This is a genomic window from Pseudonocardia kujensis (genome assembly GCF_021283305.1).
In the GTDB taxonomy this organism is placed as follows: Bacteria; Actinomycetota; Actinomycetes; order Mycobacteriales; family Pseudonocardiaceae; genus Pseudonocardia; species Pseudonocardia kujensis.
In genome coordinates, this window is the sequence record NZ_JAJSOK010000062.1 from 1 (window position 1) to 13,081 (window position 13,081).

12 protein-coding genes are annotated in these 13,081 nt (G+C 71.7%); 4 read left to right on the forward strand and 8 right to left on the reverse strand.

Going from position 1 to position 13,081, the window contains the following annotated elements; genetic code table 11:
- Positions 1-263: 263 nt before the first annotated feature.
- A complete protein-coding gene (mftR, locus tag LWC35_RS30305) occupies positions 264-917 on the reverse strand; it encodes a mycofactocin system transcriptional regulator MftR (protein ID WP_232873707.1) in 654 nt (217 codons plus the stop codon).
- A gap of 176 nt (positions 918-1,093) precedes the next feature.
- Between mftR and LWC35_RS30310 the strand changes: the two genes are divergently transcribed.
- Positions 1,094-1,918: a mycofactocin-coupled SDR family oxidoreductase gene (locus tag LWC35_RS30310; protein WP_232873708.1), complete on the forward strand. Its 825-nt coding sequence runs from the start codon at positions 1,094-1,096 to the stop codon at positions 1,916-1,918.
- Entirely contained in the window at positions 1,915-2,751 is an 837-nt protein-coding gene (locus tag LWC35_RS30315; protein WP_232873709.1) for a mycofactocin-coupled SDR family oxidoreductase, read from the forward strand. The genes LWC35_RS30310 and LWC35_RS30315 overlap by 4 nt, the downstream gene beginning before the upstream one ends.
- Here the strand turns inward: LWC35_RS30315 and LWC35_RS30320 are convergent.
- A complete protein-coding gene (locus LWC35_RS30320; RefSeq protein ID WP_232873710.1) occupies positions 2,744-3,529 on the reverse strand; it encodes an aminoglycoside 3'-phosphotransferase in 786 nt (261 codons plus the stop codon). The two genes, LWC35_RS30315 and LWC35_RS30320, sit on opposite strands and share 8 nt — an antisense overlap.
- Before the next feature lie 150 nt (positions 3,530-3,679).
- On the opposite strand from LWC35_RS30320, the gene LWC35_RS30325 reads away from it, so the two are divergent.
- The gene (locus tag LWC35_RS30325) at positions 3,680-4,699 is read left to right on the forward strand and encodes a sigma-70 family RNA polymerase sigma factor (RefSeq protein WP_232873711.1); all 1,020 of its coding nucleotides are present in this window, start codon (positions 3,680-3,682) and stop codon (positions 4,697-4,699) included.
- Positions 4,700-4,813: 114 nt separating this feature from the next.
- On the opposite strand, the gene LWC35_RS30330 is transcribed toward LWC35_RS30325, so the two are convergent.
- Complete coding sequence (locus LWC35_RS30330; protein WP_232873712.1) at positions 4,814-5,101, reverse strand: hypothetical protein; 288 nt, start codon at positions 5,099-5,101, stop codon at positions 4,814-4,816.
- A gap of 524 nt (positions 5,102-5,625) precedes the next feature.
- A complete protein-coding gene (locus tag LWC35_RS30335; RefSeq protein WP_232873713.1) occupies positions 5,626-6,162 on the reverse strand; it encodes a hypothetical protein in 537 nt (178 codons plus the stop codon).
- Between the two features lie 357 nt (positions 6,163-6,519).
- Here LWC35_RS30335 and LWC35_RS40560 point away from each other — a divergent pair, with 357 nt between their 5' ends.
- Positions 6,520-7,521 carry a helix-turn-helix domain-containing protein gene (locus LWC35_RS40560; RefSeq protein ID WP_232873714.1) on the forward strand — a complete coding sequence of 334 codons (1,002 nt, stop codon included), beginning with the start codon at positions 6,520-6,522 and terminating at the stop codon, positions 7,519-7,521.
- 166 nt (positions 7,522-7,687) lie between these two features.
- Here LWC35_RS40560 and LWC35_RS30345 read toward each other — a convergent pair whose 3' ends face one another.
- From LWC35_RS30345 to LWC35_RS30360, 4 genes are all read right to left on the reverse strand, one after another.
- On the reverse strand, positions 7,688-8,947 hold the full coding sequence (locus LWC35_RS30345; RefSeq protein ID WP_232873715.1) for an acyl-CoA dehydrogenase family protein: 1,260 nt from the start codon (positions 8,945-8,947) through the stop codon (positions 7,688-7,690).
- A gap of 325 nt (positions 8,948-9,272) precedes the next feature.
- Entirely contained in the window at positions 9,273-10,961 is a 1,689-nt protein-coding gene (locus LWC35_RS30350; RefSeq protein WP_232873716.1) for an AMP-binding protein, read from the reverse strand.
- A gap of 60 nt (positions 10,962-11,021) precedes the next feature.
- Complete coding sequence (gene oxdA / locus LWC35_RS30355; RefSeq protein WP_232873717.1) at positions 11,022-12,065, reverse strand: aliphatic aldoxime dehydratase; 1,044 nt, start codon at positions 12,063-12,065, stop codon at positions 11,022-11,024.
- A gap of 34 nt (positions 12,066-12,099) precedes the next feature.
- Positions 12,100-13,032, reverse strand: coding sequence for a helix-turn-helix domain-containing protein (locus LWC35_RS30360; RefSeq protein ID WP_232873718.1), 933 nt, complete (start codon positions 13,030-13,032; stop codon positions 12,100-12,102).
- Positions 13,033-13,081 lie beyond the last annotated feature (49 nt).

The window sequence follows — 13,081 nt, forward strand, 5'->3', positions numbered from 1 at the left end:
GGGGCCGGGTGGCCTGGCTCCTCGGCGACCGGGCCGCGGCACGCCCGGGGCGGCCTCCACCTCGCGGTCGCAACGGTCAGGAGCTGCCCCGGCCGGGCGCAGGCCGAGCAACTCGGGGAGCCCACAGCCCGACTCGCAGGAGCCCACGGCCCGACTCGCGGGGCCGGAACGCCCGACTCGCGGGGCCGGAACGCCCGACTCGCGGTGCCGGAACGCCCGACTCGCGGTGCCGGAACGCCCGACTCGCGGGGGTCTCGCGGGGGTTATGCCTCGCGGCCCGCGGGGCGCGCGAGCTCGTCTGCGCGGGTGTCGGCGAAGCCGTTCTCCAGCGCGACCATGACCTCGTCGAGGAGGTCCCGGAGCTCGACGTCGTCGGCGCGGAGCCACTGTTCGTAGGCGGCGAGGGCGGCGCCGAGGCAGACGTGCCCCAGCGTGCGTGGCAGCAGGGCGGTGGCGGGCTGCCCCAGCCGCGCCCCCGCGTAGTCCGCGACCACCCGCCGCCATGCGGCGTACCGCAGCGTGGAGTGGGCCTGCAGCGTGGGCGTCTCGAGGATCAGCCGCAGCCGCTGCCGGTGCCACGGCTGCTCGGCGGCCGGGACGTCGTTGAAGTCGAGCACGGTGGCGCGGATGCCCTCCATGACCGGCACGTCGGTCGGCAGGGCGGCGAAACGCTCCCGCATGCGCTCGAGCATCTCGTCGAACGCGCCCCACGGGACGTCGTTCTTCGAGGCGTAGTAACGGAAGAAGGTCCGCCGGCCGATCCCGGCGGCGTGCGCGACGTCGTCGACGGTGGTGGTGTCGAAGCCGCGCTCGGTGAACAGGTCCAGGGCGATGTGCTCGATCTCCGAGCGGCTCGTCACCGGCCGGCGCCCGGCTCGGCGGGTGCCCGCCCCGGGATCGTCAGCAACAGCGGACATCGACCCTTCCTCCGCCCGGGGATGCCGGGCTAACGTCGGTGAGACCGGGCTCACGCGCCACCCCGTCGTCGAGGTCATCGTACGACCGGGCACTGCGTCACCTGCCCGGTGCAGTGCGGCCGGTCGTCTACCAACCGGTCGACAGCCGACGGCGACGCAGCCGGGAGGAGCAACACGTGGGCAAGTTGGAGGGCAAGGTCGCCCTGGTGACCGGAGCCGCGCGCGGGCAGGGACGCAGCCATGCACTGCGGCTCGCCGAGGAGGGCGCGGACATCATCGCCGTGGACATCTGTGCGCAGGTGGACACGGTCGCCTACCCCATGTCGTCCCGGGCGGACCTGGACGAGACGGTCGCGGAGGTCGAGAAGCTGGACCGCCGGATCGTGGCCCACGTGGCCGACGTCCGCGACGAGAAGGCCCTCAACGCGGCCGTGGCCGACGGTGTCGCCGCACTCGGCGGGGTCGACATCGTGCTGGCCAACGCCGGCATCGCGTCGATCGGCGTCGCCGAGGACGGCAACGAGGCCGCGGTCTTCCGCACGTTGATCGACATCAACCTGACCGGCGTCTGGAACACCGTGCACGCGGCCGCGCCGACCATGATCGAGCAGGGCCGGGGCGGCGCGATCGTGCTGACCAGCTCCACCCAGGGCCTCACCGGCCGGGGCGGCGACGGCAGCGCCTCGATGGACGGGTACTGCGCGGCCAAGCACGGCGTCGTCGGGCTGATGCGGACGTTCGCGCACTGGCTGGCCCCGCACGACATCCGGGTCAACAGCGTGCACCCGACCGGCGTGAACACCCCGATGATCGTGAACCCGGTCGTCGAGAGCTTCCTGGCGGGGTCCGCCGACGTCGGCGACGCGCTGGCCAACCTCATGGACGTGCCCGTGATCGAGGCGCGTGACGTGAGCAACGCCATCGCCTGGCTCGTCTCCGACGAGGGCCGCTACGTCACCGGGACGACCCTGCCCGTCGACGCCGGGTTCACGGTCCGATGAGCGGGCGGGTCGAGGGGAAGGTCGCGTTCGTCACCGGCGCCGCCCGCAACCAGGGCCGCAGCCACGCCCTGCGGCTGGCCCAGGAGGGCGCGGACATCATCGCGGTCGACCTCTGCGAGCCGGTGAAGAGCATCGAGATGTACCCGCCGGCCACCGAGGAGGACCTGGCGGAGACCGCGCGGCTGGTCGAGGAGCTCGACCGGCGCATCCTCACCACCAAGGCGGACGTCCGGGACGCCGACGCGCTGCAGGCCGCCGTCGACGCGGGGGTCGCCGAGCTCGGCCGGCTGGACATCGTCTGCGCCAACGCCGGCGTGTTCGAGATCCAGCCGGCGCTGGAGCTCACCGACGCGGCCTGGCGCGAGATGATCGACATCAACCTCACCGGCGTGTGGAACACCTGCCGGGCCGCGCTGCCCCACCTGGTCGCCGGCGGCCGCGGCGGCTCGATCGTGATCACCAGCTCCACCGCGGGGCTCAAGGGCACCCCCAACACGGTGCACTACACGGCGGCCAAGCACGGCGTCGTCGGCATCATGCGCACGATCGCGAACGAGTTCGCCCCGCACTCGATCCGCTGCAACACGGTGCACCCCACCGGGGTCGACACGATCATGATCCAGAACGAGAAGACCTGGGGCCTGTTCGACCCGGACAACCCGCACCCCACCCGGGAGTCCGCCGCCCCGGTCTTCGAGTCGACGAACGCGCTGCCGGTGCCGTGGGTGGAGCCGATCGACATCTCCAACGCCATCCTCTTCCTCGCCTCGGACGAGGCCCGCTACGTCACGGGGGTGACGCTGCCGGTCGACGCCGGCTACACGGTCAAGTGAGGTCCCACAGCAGCCGGTAGAAGAAGGTGCGCTCCGGGTCGGGGGCCACGCCGTAGGCGTCGAGCAGCGGGCGCTCGTGCCCTCGCCCGTGGTTCCACACGGTGCTCCAGGTCGCCACCGCGAGGTCCGCCCAGCGGTCGGCGACGCCGAGGTCGCCCAGGTCGACGTGGCCGGCCCAGCGGCCGTCGTCGCCGACCAGGGTGTTGGGCGCGCACGCGTCGCCGTGGCAGACGACGAGCCGGTCGGGCTCGGGCGGGTCGTCGAGCACCCGCAGGGCCTCGGTGACGGTGAGCCCGCCGTGCTCGTCGTGCCACAGCTCGGGGTCCGGGTCGTGGGCGCCGGCCCGGCGGGTGGCGACGTCCCAGGAGAAGGGGCAGCGGTCCACCGGGAGTGCCTCGTGCAGCGCGCGCAGGCCCTCCCCCACGGCCTCGACCGCGCGCTCGGGCTCGGCGCGCCACCGGTCCGCGACGGCGCTGGTGCCCGGCAGCGGGGCGGTGACCAGCCAGGATCCGTCGTCGTCCGCCCCGTGGTCGAGCAGGCGGGGCACCCGGGTGAAGGGCGCGGCCCAGGCCAGCCGGTCCGCCTCCGGGCCGAGGTCGACCGCGGCCGGGGCCCACTTCACGTAGCAGTGCCCGGGGATCTCGTACGTGAGGCCGCCGAGGACGTTGTGCCAGACCGGGCGCAGCGGCCGTCCGGCGGCGACGCGCAGGACGCCGGCGGGAACGGGGACGTCGTCACGTGGAGTCCCCGCGAGAGCACGCGGAGCGTCGATGACCATGCCCCGATGGTGCCCGGCCTACCGCCCGGCCGCCCGAAAAGTGCGGATCGGCGATACGCACCTGATTTTGTCGGTGGGACCGGGCACACTCTCGGGGGTGAGGCCGGACACTCCCACTCCGGCCCGCCGAGCCGAGGGGGGACCCGGGTCATGAGCGCGACGACGACCACGTCGGCCGCGGTGTCGACGCCGCCGGACCGCGCGGAGCTGGAGGCGCAGCTCGAGCGCTTCCGGGCCGAGCTGACCGGCTACAGCTACCGCATGCTCGGCTCCTCGTTCGAGGCCGAGGACGCGGTGCAGGAGACGATGATCAGGGCCTGGCGGGCCCTGGACAAGTTCGACGGGCGCTCCTCGCTGCGCTCGTGGGTGTACCGGATCGCCACGAACGTCTGCATCGACGCGCTCAACGGGCGCAAGCGCCGCGCGGTGCCGATGGACTTCGGGGGCCCGTCCGAGCCGAAGGCGGAGAACCTGCGCGAGCCCCTGCCGGACGACACCTGGCTCGAGCCGATGCCCGACGCGCGGGTCACCCCGTCGGGCTCGGACCCCGCGGACACGGCGGTGGCGCGGGAGTCGATCCGGCTGGCGTTCGTGGCGGCCCTGCAGCACCTGCCCCCGAAGCAGCGGGTCGTGCTGATCCTGCGCGAGGTGCTCTGCTGGAAGGCGGCCGAGGTCGCCGAGCTGCTCGGCACGTCGGTGGCCTCGGTGAACAGCGCCCTGCAGCGGGCCCGGGCCACACTCGACGACCGCGGGATCGGCGGGGCGGACGAGGCAGCGGCCTCCCCGCCACCGGAGGACCACGTGGAGCTCCTCGCCAAGTACGTGGCGGCCTTCGAGAGCTACGACATGCAGGCGCTGGTGGCGCTGCTGCACGAGGACGCCGAGCAGAACATGCCGCCGCTGGAGCTCTGGCTCAAGGGCCGGGAGAACATCCTCGCCTGGATGCTGGGCCCGGGCGCGGAGTGCCGCGGCTCGCGGATGCTGCCCACCTGGGCGAACGGCGCTCCGGCCTTCGGCCAGTACCGGCTGCACCCGGACGGCGTGCACCGGCCGTGGGGTCTGCAGGTGCTGCGGATCGAGGGCGACCGGATCGCGGGGATCAGCTCGTTCCTCGACGCCAAGTTGTTCGAGTTCTTCGGCCTGCCCGCGGAGCTCCCGCCCGGTTCCTGAGCATTTTCACGGGCCGGACGAGAATTCGAGCGAAAGGTCCGAGAACGCGGGACGCACCGGACCCGGGAATCGGGTCCGGTGCGTCATCCCCGGTTGGACGCTGAGCTCAGCGCGTCACTTCTGCCAGATGCCCTGAACGTCACCGGCGTCGCAGGAGGTGCTCTGCGGGGCGGCGTCGTTGGCGGCCTGGCCACCCAGGATGCCCAGGACGCTGAGGGCCGCGTCGACGTCCACGCCGCAGACGTTGACGTTCTTGAGGACCTCGGCGTCGTTCAGCGCGTTCACGGCCAGCAGGCCGTTGGCGGACGAACCGCCGTCGCTGATCAGGCCGATGTTCTTGATGTCCTTGTCGGCCTCGTGGTGGCCGTGGCCCTTGTCACCGGCGAACGCGAGCGGGGACACCGCAACGAGGCTCGCAGCGACGCCAACGGTGACGATCCCAGCCTTCTTCAGCACAGTGCTTCTCCTGTTACGTACGGGGATCCGCTTCGTGGACCCATCGTGTTTCAGCGTGTGACTTGGGGAGCCCCGCTGATGACAGAAAAGCTATCCGCACCCCGACCGAACCACCGAGCCAACTACCACTATCGTGTGTATGGCATTACTTTCGGTGAGGATATTGGTCTCTTCGGGCACGGTCAGCGGCAGATGTCAACCTCATCCATCCGAAAGCCGTCACTCCTTGCAGTGAATCATGACCCGTTCGGCCGCATATCCTTTGGCCGTGTCACGCTTCGTGACGAGCGGTTCCCGACACGGGGATGAAGGCACCACGATCGGGCACGCCTTCCCGATTCCAAACCCTGGGCCTCCACCGGCGGCAGGAGCCGCCGGTGGGCGGAACGTCGTCACCGAGGGCGATCGCGGACGCGGCGTGCTCGGGCGACCGCCGGCACCCCGCGCCGCCGATCGGCGCGGGGTACCGGTCAGGTACTCCGGACCCGGCCGCGGGGCTTCCACACCGACAGCACGGTCGCCACCACGAGCAGGGTGACCGACACCGTCGGCGGCATGAACAGCCGCGGGACCTCGCCGCTGTCGGGCAGGCCGGCGGCGAGGGCCCGACCGTGCCGCCCGGCGTCCTCCAACCCCGGCCGGAGCAGCACCACGATCAGGGTCACGAGCAGCAGGTTCATCACCAGCTTGATCGCCACCCACCGGTGCCGGACCAGTCCCCAGCGCGTCACGACCCCCAGGGCGGTCCCGCTGACCAGGCTCAGCAGTGCCACCGTGAGCAGCGGCCAGAACAGCAGCGGCAGCACCTGATGGCAGGCCGCGGTCCAGGACGCGTCGAGCATCGGGACGAACACCAGGACCCCGAGGGCGACGTCGAGGCCGATCCACGCCGCCGTCGCGACGAGGTGCACCACGAGCAGGCCGAGGCGTACCCGGCGCGGCACGGGCAGGCGGATCGGATCGCGCCCGGCACTCGGGCTGGCGGTCACGGCGGTCACGGCGGTCACAACCCCTCCTCGGTCCGATGGCCCGAGGGTCGCAGCGCCGCGACGGCGGCGAATCCGGCTGCGGCAGGCACGGGCCGTACCGCCGCGGTCGTAGGTCGGCGGCCGGCCGTACTCCCGGAGGTGCACGACCACCGGTATCGCGAGCGGAGCTCCGGATCGCCGACGAGCTGCCGCGCCCGGCCCGGTAGAGGCACCGCGGCGGCCGGGAAGTGGAGCTGGCGGGGTTGCTCCGCACGGCGTCCGCGCCGATATGATCGCAGGTCACACCCTCGCCTGGCGACGGCGCACGACGGGTGGGCGAGCGCGAGGCCGAGGGAGGCTGTGCTTGTGCCGTTCTGGACGACCACCGACCGGCCCGTGACCGAGCAGTTCAGCTACTGGCGTGAGGTGATCTGCGAGGCGTTCACGCCGCTCGCGGCCGAACGCGCACGGGCCCGCAGCGGACGTGCCCCGGACGAGCCGGGTATCACGAGCTGGGTCCGCTCCTCGATGTTGAGCGCCACCAACTGCGCCGAGGTGACCTCCAGGACGCAGGTCATCACCCATGGGGCCGCCGAGGTGCGCCGGACGCGCACGGACCACGTCTTCGTCAACCTTCAGTTGCGCGGCCACTGCGTGGGCACTCAGGGCGACCGGACCTGTGTCGTCCCTCCGGGAGGTTTCGCGCTCTTCGACACCACGAGCGAGTACCGGCTCGACTTCGTCGCTGACGAGGCGACACAGGAATGGCACGTCCTGTCCTATCGAGTGCCACGAGCGCAGTTGCTCCCCCTCCTGGCGGATCCCCACGGCTTCGCCGCCGTCGCCCACGACGCCAGCGCACCCGGCGTCGCCCATCTGGTCGCTTCGACGATGACGTCGATCTGGCGGAACGTCGACCAGCTTGACCGGCACGCCAGGGACGCTGCGGACGTCGCCTTCAGCTCCGTCCTCGCTGCGGCAGCGGGAGGCAGCGACACCCTGCGTGACACGTCGCGCGAAACCCTCGATGCCGCCCTTCGAGCGTCGATCATCCGCTACCTCACCGCCACCGTCGCCGGGACGCGCGTGTCGGCCGAGCAGGTCGCACGCCGGTTCGGGATCTCGGTCCGCAAACTCCATCACCTCTTCCAGAACGGAGAGCGGAGCTTCGGCAGGACCGTGACAGCCCTACGGGTCGAGGGATGTGCTCGCGAGCTGGCCTCCGGAGCCGAGAGCCGCACCCTCGCCGAACTCGCCGGTCGATGGGGATTCGCCGACCAGTCGCATCTGAGCCGGGCGTTCCGCTCCCACTACGGATGCTCTCCCTCGGAGTACCGGGACAACACGGGGCGCGAGTTCCGCCTCCCCCCGATCGCGGTCGGAGGCTCTCGCAGCTGACGGCGTGGCTCGGGCACCGTGGCGAGGTCTGCGGGCTCACCGGGCCGGGCCGCCGACGGGTGGCACCGAGCCGTCGCCCGGGTCGTCCGTCGTCGTGGACCTCCCGTCACCGGCGACGACGACGGCGTGCGGACGAGGTCGTCCGCACGCCGTGGCGAGCTCCCGGTCAGGCCCCGGTCGAGAGCCTGTTCTCGGCCGCAGCAAGGTGGTCGTAGCTCGGGTCCAGGAACATCTCGTGCAGTGCCCGCCGCCGCACGCCCATGTTGCCGCCGTCGTAGACCGGGAAGCACAGGACGTCCTGCATGATCGCGGCGATCGGCGTCTTGTCGCCGTAACCGTCGACTCCGACGAGACGCATGGCGTCGTAGACGGTCTGCACCGACAACTCCGAGGCGTACACCTTGGTGATGTTGGCGAGCTCGCGGTCCTGCCCGCCGGTCTTGTCGAAGTGGTCCGCGGCCTTCCACGACAGGTACCGCGCCGCCTCGATGCGCATCTTGATGTCCGCCAGCATGTAACCGGCGTTCTGGTACTCGATGACCGGGTGCGGGCCCGACCGGCTGTCGGTCCTGGCGAACTCGTAGGCGTACTCGAAGGCTGCACGCATTCGCCCGACGCAGGCGGCACCGATCGGGGCGCAGGTCCACGAGAACGCGCTCTTGACCATCTTGATGCCGTCACCGGGCTGCCCGATCATGTTGCCGAGCGGGACGCGCACGTCCGTGAACTCGACTCGTGGCGAGTTGGTGGCACGGTGTCCGATCGTGTCGATCATGCCCGTGACCTCGACGCCCGGTGTCCCCTTCTCGACCACGACGATCGCCAGCGACTCCTGCGGCGGCTTGGCCGGGTCGGTCCGGCAGACCACGCTGATCAGGTCGGCGCCCTTGCCCTCCCAACCGGAGGCGTTCGTGGTGTAGTGCTTCGCGCCGTTCAGCACGATCTCGTCGCCTTCGATCCGGGCGAACGTCTGCACGCCGACCTCGGGGTCGGGGGTGTCGTAGTTGGCGCCGCCCGTGACCTCGGTGTAGGCGATCGCCGCCAGCTTCGGCTCGCTTCCGCAGAACGGCGGCAGGAACCGCCGCTTCTGCTCCTCGGTGCCGAAGTGGGTGATCGCGTGGAGCCCCAGACCGGTGCCGAGCACGGCTGATGCGACGTTGACGTCGACGCGGGCGATCTCCTCGACGGCCAGGACGAACTGCAGCGACGTGAACTTCGCCCCGCCGTACTCGGCGGGGATCAGCGCCTTGACGAAGCCGGCGTCGACCATCTGCTGGTAGAACGGCCGCAGGGCGTAGAACCGCTCCTCCGGCTTCGCGTACGGCGCGATCGCCTCGTCCACGCCGCTCAGTACGGTGTTCGCGAACTCCCTGGCCTGCGTACGGACCGCCATCTGGTCCGCGTCCAGCGTGAAGTCGAGAGTCATCGGTCTCCTCTTCCGGCTCGCTGTCCGCACGCCTCGCCGCGTGCGGACCTCGACGGAGATGGTCGCCGTCCGGAGGGCGCGTGACTTGGACAGGACTGCATCCGCGGTGGGACGGATGTGCACGCTCTGCGGAGGCCGTCCGGGGACTTCCCCGCCGGCGCCGCGCGTTCCGGTCGCCCGCACCGGTCCTGCCGTGCGACCGGTGGGCGGTCCTGGTCACGTCGGGTACCACGTCTGCGGCCCGGACCCCATCGCCGAGCTGCCCGCACCATGGGAAGGCCCGCCTCCCGTCACCTGATGGGCGCGGCCGAGCGGAGCCGGCTGCTCAGGCCCTGAGCTCGGGGAACTGGTCGTCCCGCCACTCGGTCCCCTCGAGGGACCCGGACTCCTCGCGGGTGCGGAGCTCGACGCGGCGGATCTTCCCGGAGGTCGTCTTCGGCAGCTCGGCGAACTCCAGCCGCCGGACACGCAGGTAGGGGGCCAGCCGGGCGCGGGCGTGCCGCAGGATGTCCAGGGCCGTCTCCCGGGTGGGTTCCCACCCCGGGGCGAGGGCGACGTAGGCCTTCGGCACCGCGAGCCGCACCGGGTCCGGTGCCGGCACGACGGCGGCCTCGGTCACGGCCGGGTGCTCGATGAGCACGCTCTCGAGCTCGAAGGGCGAGACCTTGTAGTCCGAGGCCTTGAACACGTCGTCGGTACGGCCGATGGAGAAGATGTACCCCTCGAAGTCGCGGGAGGCGACGTCCCCGGTGTGGTAGTAGCCGCCGTCGGTCGCCTCCGCCTGTTTCTCGGGATCGCCCAGATAGCCGGTCATCAGGGTGACGGGGCTCTGGGCGAGATCGAGGCAGATCTCTCCCTCCGTCTCGGCCGGCCGTCCGGTCGCCGGGTCCACCAGGACAACCGGGACACCCGGCAGCGGCCTCCCCATCGACCCGGGCTTCACGACCGATCCCGGGGTGTTGCCGATGCACGCGGTGGTCTCGGTCTGGCCGAAGCCGTCGCGGAGGGTGATCCCCCAGGCACGGTCGACCTGCTCGATGACCTCGGGGTTCAACGGCTCACCCGCAGCGATCACCTCCCGCAGGGCACCGGGGCCACCGGAGAGATCCGCCTTGATCAACATGCGCCACACCGTCGGCGGGGCGCAGAAGGTGGTCACCCCGTGTTCCCGGATCCGGCCGAGCAGCTCGGCCCCGTCGAACCGGGTGTAGTTGAAGACGAAGATCGTCGCCTCGGCGATCCACGGCGCGAAGAAGCAGCTCCAGGCATGCTTCGCCCACCCCGGAGAGCTGATGTTGAGGTGGACGTCACCGGACTCGATGCCGAGCCAGAACAGTGTCGACAGATGCCCGACCGGGTAGGACTGCTGGGTGTGCTCCACCAGCTTGGGCCTGCTCGTCGTCCCCGAGGTGAAGTAGAGCAGCAGCCGGTCGGTCGCCTCGGTGCCCGGGTGGGGCAGCGGTGCGTCGGACGTGTCGGCGGCTGCGTCGAAGGACGCCCACCCCGGAGCCTCTCCTCCGACGACGACGCGTGTCAGCCCCTCGACGTCGGCGAACTTCCCCACGTCGGCCCGGCCCGCGATCACGTGCCGGGCGCCGCCCCTGGCGATGCGGTCGCGCAGGTCCGCCGGGCCGAGCGCGGGCGTCGTGGGCATGATGACCGCCCCCAGCTTCATGACCGCCAGCATCGCCTCCCAGAGCTCGACCTGGTTGCCCAGCATCAGCAGCACACCCTCCCCGCGCCGGACACCGAGCCCGGCCAGGAAGCGGGCGACGCCGTTCGACCGGCGGCGCATCTCGTCGAAGGTGTAGCGCGCGACCGAGCCGTCCTCCTCCGCGATGACGAGGGCGGTCCGGTCGACTCCGTCGGCGATCGGGTCGAACCAGTCATGGGCCCAGTTGAACGGGGCGTCGAAGGTGGGCCACTCGAACTCGGCGACCGCCTTCTCGTGGTTCCCGCGGGCGCCCAGCAGGACGTCGCGCGCGGCACGGTACCGCTCGTGGCTGCTGCTCATGTGTCCTCCTGGGACGGTCGGGGCGTGAGAGGTGGCGCCGAGCGGGCGCCGGGTTTCCTGTCAGCCCTCGGTCGGAGCGACTGCATCGCGCAGCAGCCCGGTGGCGGCGTGGCAGTTGACGTACTCGTAGTACTGGTCGTGGGCGTCGAAGACCGAGACCTCGTGGTAGAGCCGCAGCTTCTCCAGGCTCGCGACGACCCTGAAGAACGTCGTGAAGATCCGCAGGTGCGTCGGGTGGGACTCGGACCAGCGCTCCAGCAGGTCCATCGAGCGCCAGTGGCCGATGTCGTAGCTCTTGTCGATCGGGTTGCCGTCGAGGTCGCAGTAGCGGACGTAGCGGTTGCTGTAGCACCCCACCTCGGCGCCGTGGTCCCGCAGGAAGTCCATGCCCGCGCGCAGCACCGGCTCGATCTCGGTGAGATAGAGCTCCCGCTCCTCGGGGCCCGCATCCGCCCAGTCCTGACCGGAGCGGATCAGGGTGACGTTGTCGTGCGCCCGGACGACGACCCGGCCCGCACCCGACGCGGCCAGGGCCCCGTCGGCACTCATCCGGCTCGTCTGGGACAGCGGCACCCGGTCCCGCATCGAGCCCCAGTAACCGTGTTCCAGGATCTCCCCGCTCACCCCGTCCATCACCGAGCCGACGCCCGGGAAGTCCTCGGTGAACGCGTAGAGCGTCTCGAACTGGTCGGCCCGCGGCCGCACGATCTCGCGGAACACGCCGACGTCACCGCTCAGCCGTTCGTCGGAGGCCCACCAGGCCTCGGTGCCCGCGGCGTAGCGCTCGTAGGCGGCAGGATCACGCCAGTAGCCGACCGCGATGTAGTTGTCGTACCCCTGCGCGTCGGCGTGGTGGGTGACGTCGTACTCCGCCGGGGCGTCGGCGCCGGCGAAGGAGCCGACGAGATGTCGCAGCGTCCGCAGCGCCTCGTCCCGGTGCTCCTCGGTGCACTGGACGCCGAGATAGGCCATCACGACCTGGGTGAGGTCCCGCCCGGCGCGGGCGACGAACATCGGGAACGGGGGTTGGTAGTCGTCGGCGACGCGCCGGGACAGGCTGCGGGGGCACTGCAGGTGGGTGTCGATGGCGGACTCGATGGTCATGTGCGCTCCTGCCGGTTCGGGGTGAGCCGGAACGCTAGGCACCTGGCGAGACGCCGCCTGTGCGCTGCGCGCCACGAACCCGACCCTGCGTGCCGTGTCGGAAGTCCCGCGGGCTGCAGCCGTACTCGTCGCGGAAGGCACGGGCGAACACCGTGGGCTCGGAGAAGCAGTACCGCGCCGCGACGACGGCGATGGGCCGCTCCGGGAACGCGACGAGCTCTGCCCGCGCCCGTTCCAGCCTGCGGTAGCGGATCCATCGGGCGAGGCTGCGGGGATGGTCGGCGAAGAGCCGGTGCAGGCTGCGCAGCGACAGGTGACAGGCCCGGGCGATCACCGCGGGACAGAGCGTGGGATCGTCGAGCCGCAGCTCGACGAAGTCGAGCACCTGCCGCAGCAGGTCCGACGGAGCATGGAGATCGACCGCCGCGAGCACGAGCTCGGCGACCCGGTCCGCGAGCCGTCTGCCTTCGGTCCCGGCGACCGGGCCGGTCCGGGTCAGCTCCGTCAACGCCGCCTTGGCCACGAGCGCGCTCGCGCCCTCGCGCACGGGCAGCGCGGTGAGCGCGGTGAGCCGGCGCGGATCCACGGGCACGGCGTTTCGGGGCCAGGTGAAGACGTCCATCCGCCAGTCGCCGGCCATCGTCCACGTGAAGGGGCGGGTGGTGTCGTAGACGACGAAGGAGCCCGGGGCCACGCGCGCCTCGCGGCCGTCCTGGTCGAGCTGGGCCACCCCGGCCCGCACGAACCCGACCTGCAGCCGCTCCTCGCCGTGCCGGGCTATCAGGCCCGAGGTCCGCCGGAAGGTCTGTGCGACGGACCGCACGTCCGCCACCCCCAGTGACCCGACGGCGTGGGAGCGGACCCGTCCGCGGATGCCGAGACCGTCGCCGGGCCGGATGTCGAGCGCGACGAACCGGTCCCGGATCAGGTCCTGCCAGCCGGGCAGGTCCCGGACCCGCTGTTCCACCGCCACCTCCGCGGGCCGCGCGGCACCAGGACAGGTGCCGCGCGGCGGG

Excerpts from the sequence above, each read along its gene's own strand:
- mftR (WP_232873707.1), bottom strand. The coding sequence starts at position 917 with ATGTCCGCTGTTGCTGACGATCCCGGGGCGGGCACCCGCCGAGCCGGG.
- LWC35_RS30315 (WP_232873709.1), top strand. The coding sequence starts at position 1,915 with ATGAGCGGGCGGGTCGAGGGGAAGGTCGCGTTCGTCACCGGCGCCGCC.
- LWC35_RS30320 (WP_232873710.1), bottom strand. The coding sequence starts at position 3,529 with ATGGTCATCGACGCTCCGCGTGCTCTCGCGGGGACTCCACGTGACGAC.
- LWC35_RS30325 (WP_232873711.1), top strand. The coding sequence starts at position 3,680 with ATGAGCGCGACGACGACCACGTCGGCCGCGGTGTCGACGCCGCCGGAC.
- LWC35_RS30345 (WP_232873715.1), bottom strand. The coding sequence starts at position 8,947 with ATGACTCTCGACTTCACGCTGGACGCGGACCAGATGGCGGTCCGTACG.
- LWC35_RS30350 (WP_232873716.1), bottom strand. The coding sequence starts at position 10,961 with ATGAGCAGCAGCCACGAGCGGTACCGTGCCGCGCGCGACGTCCTGCTG.
- oxdA (WP_232873717.1), bottom strand. The coding sequence starts at position 12,065 with ATGACCATCGAGTCCGCCATCGACACCCACCTGCAGTGCCCCCGCAGC.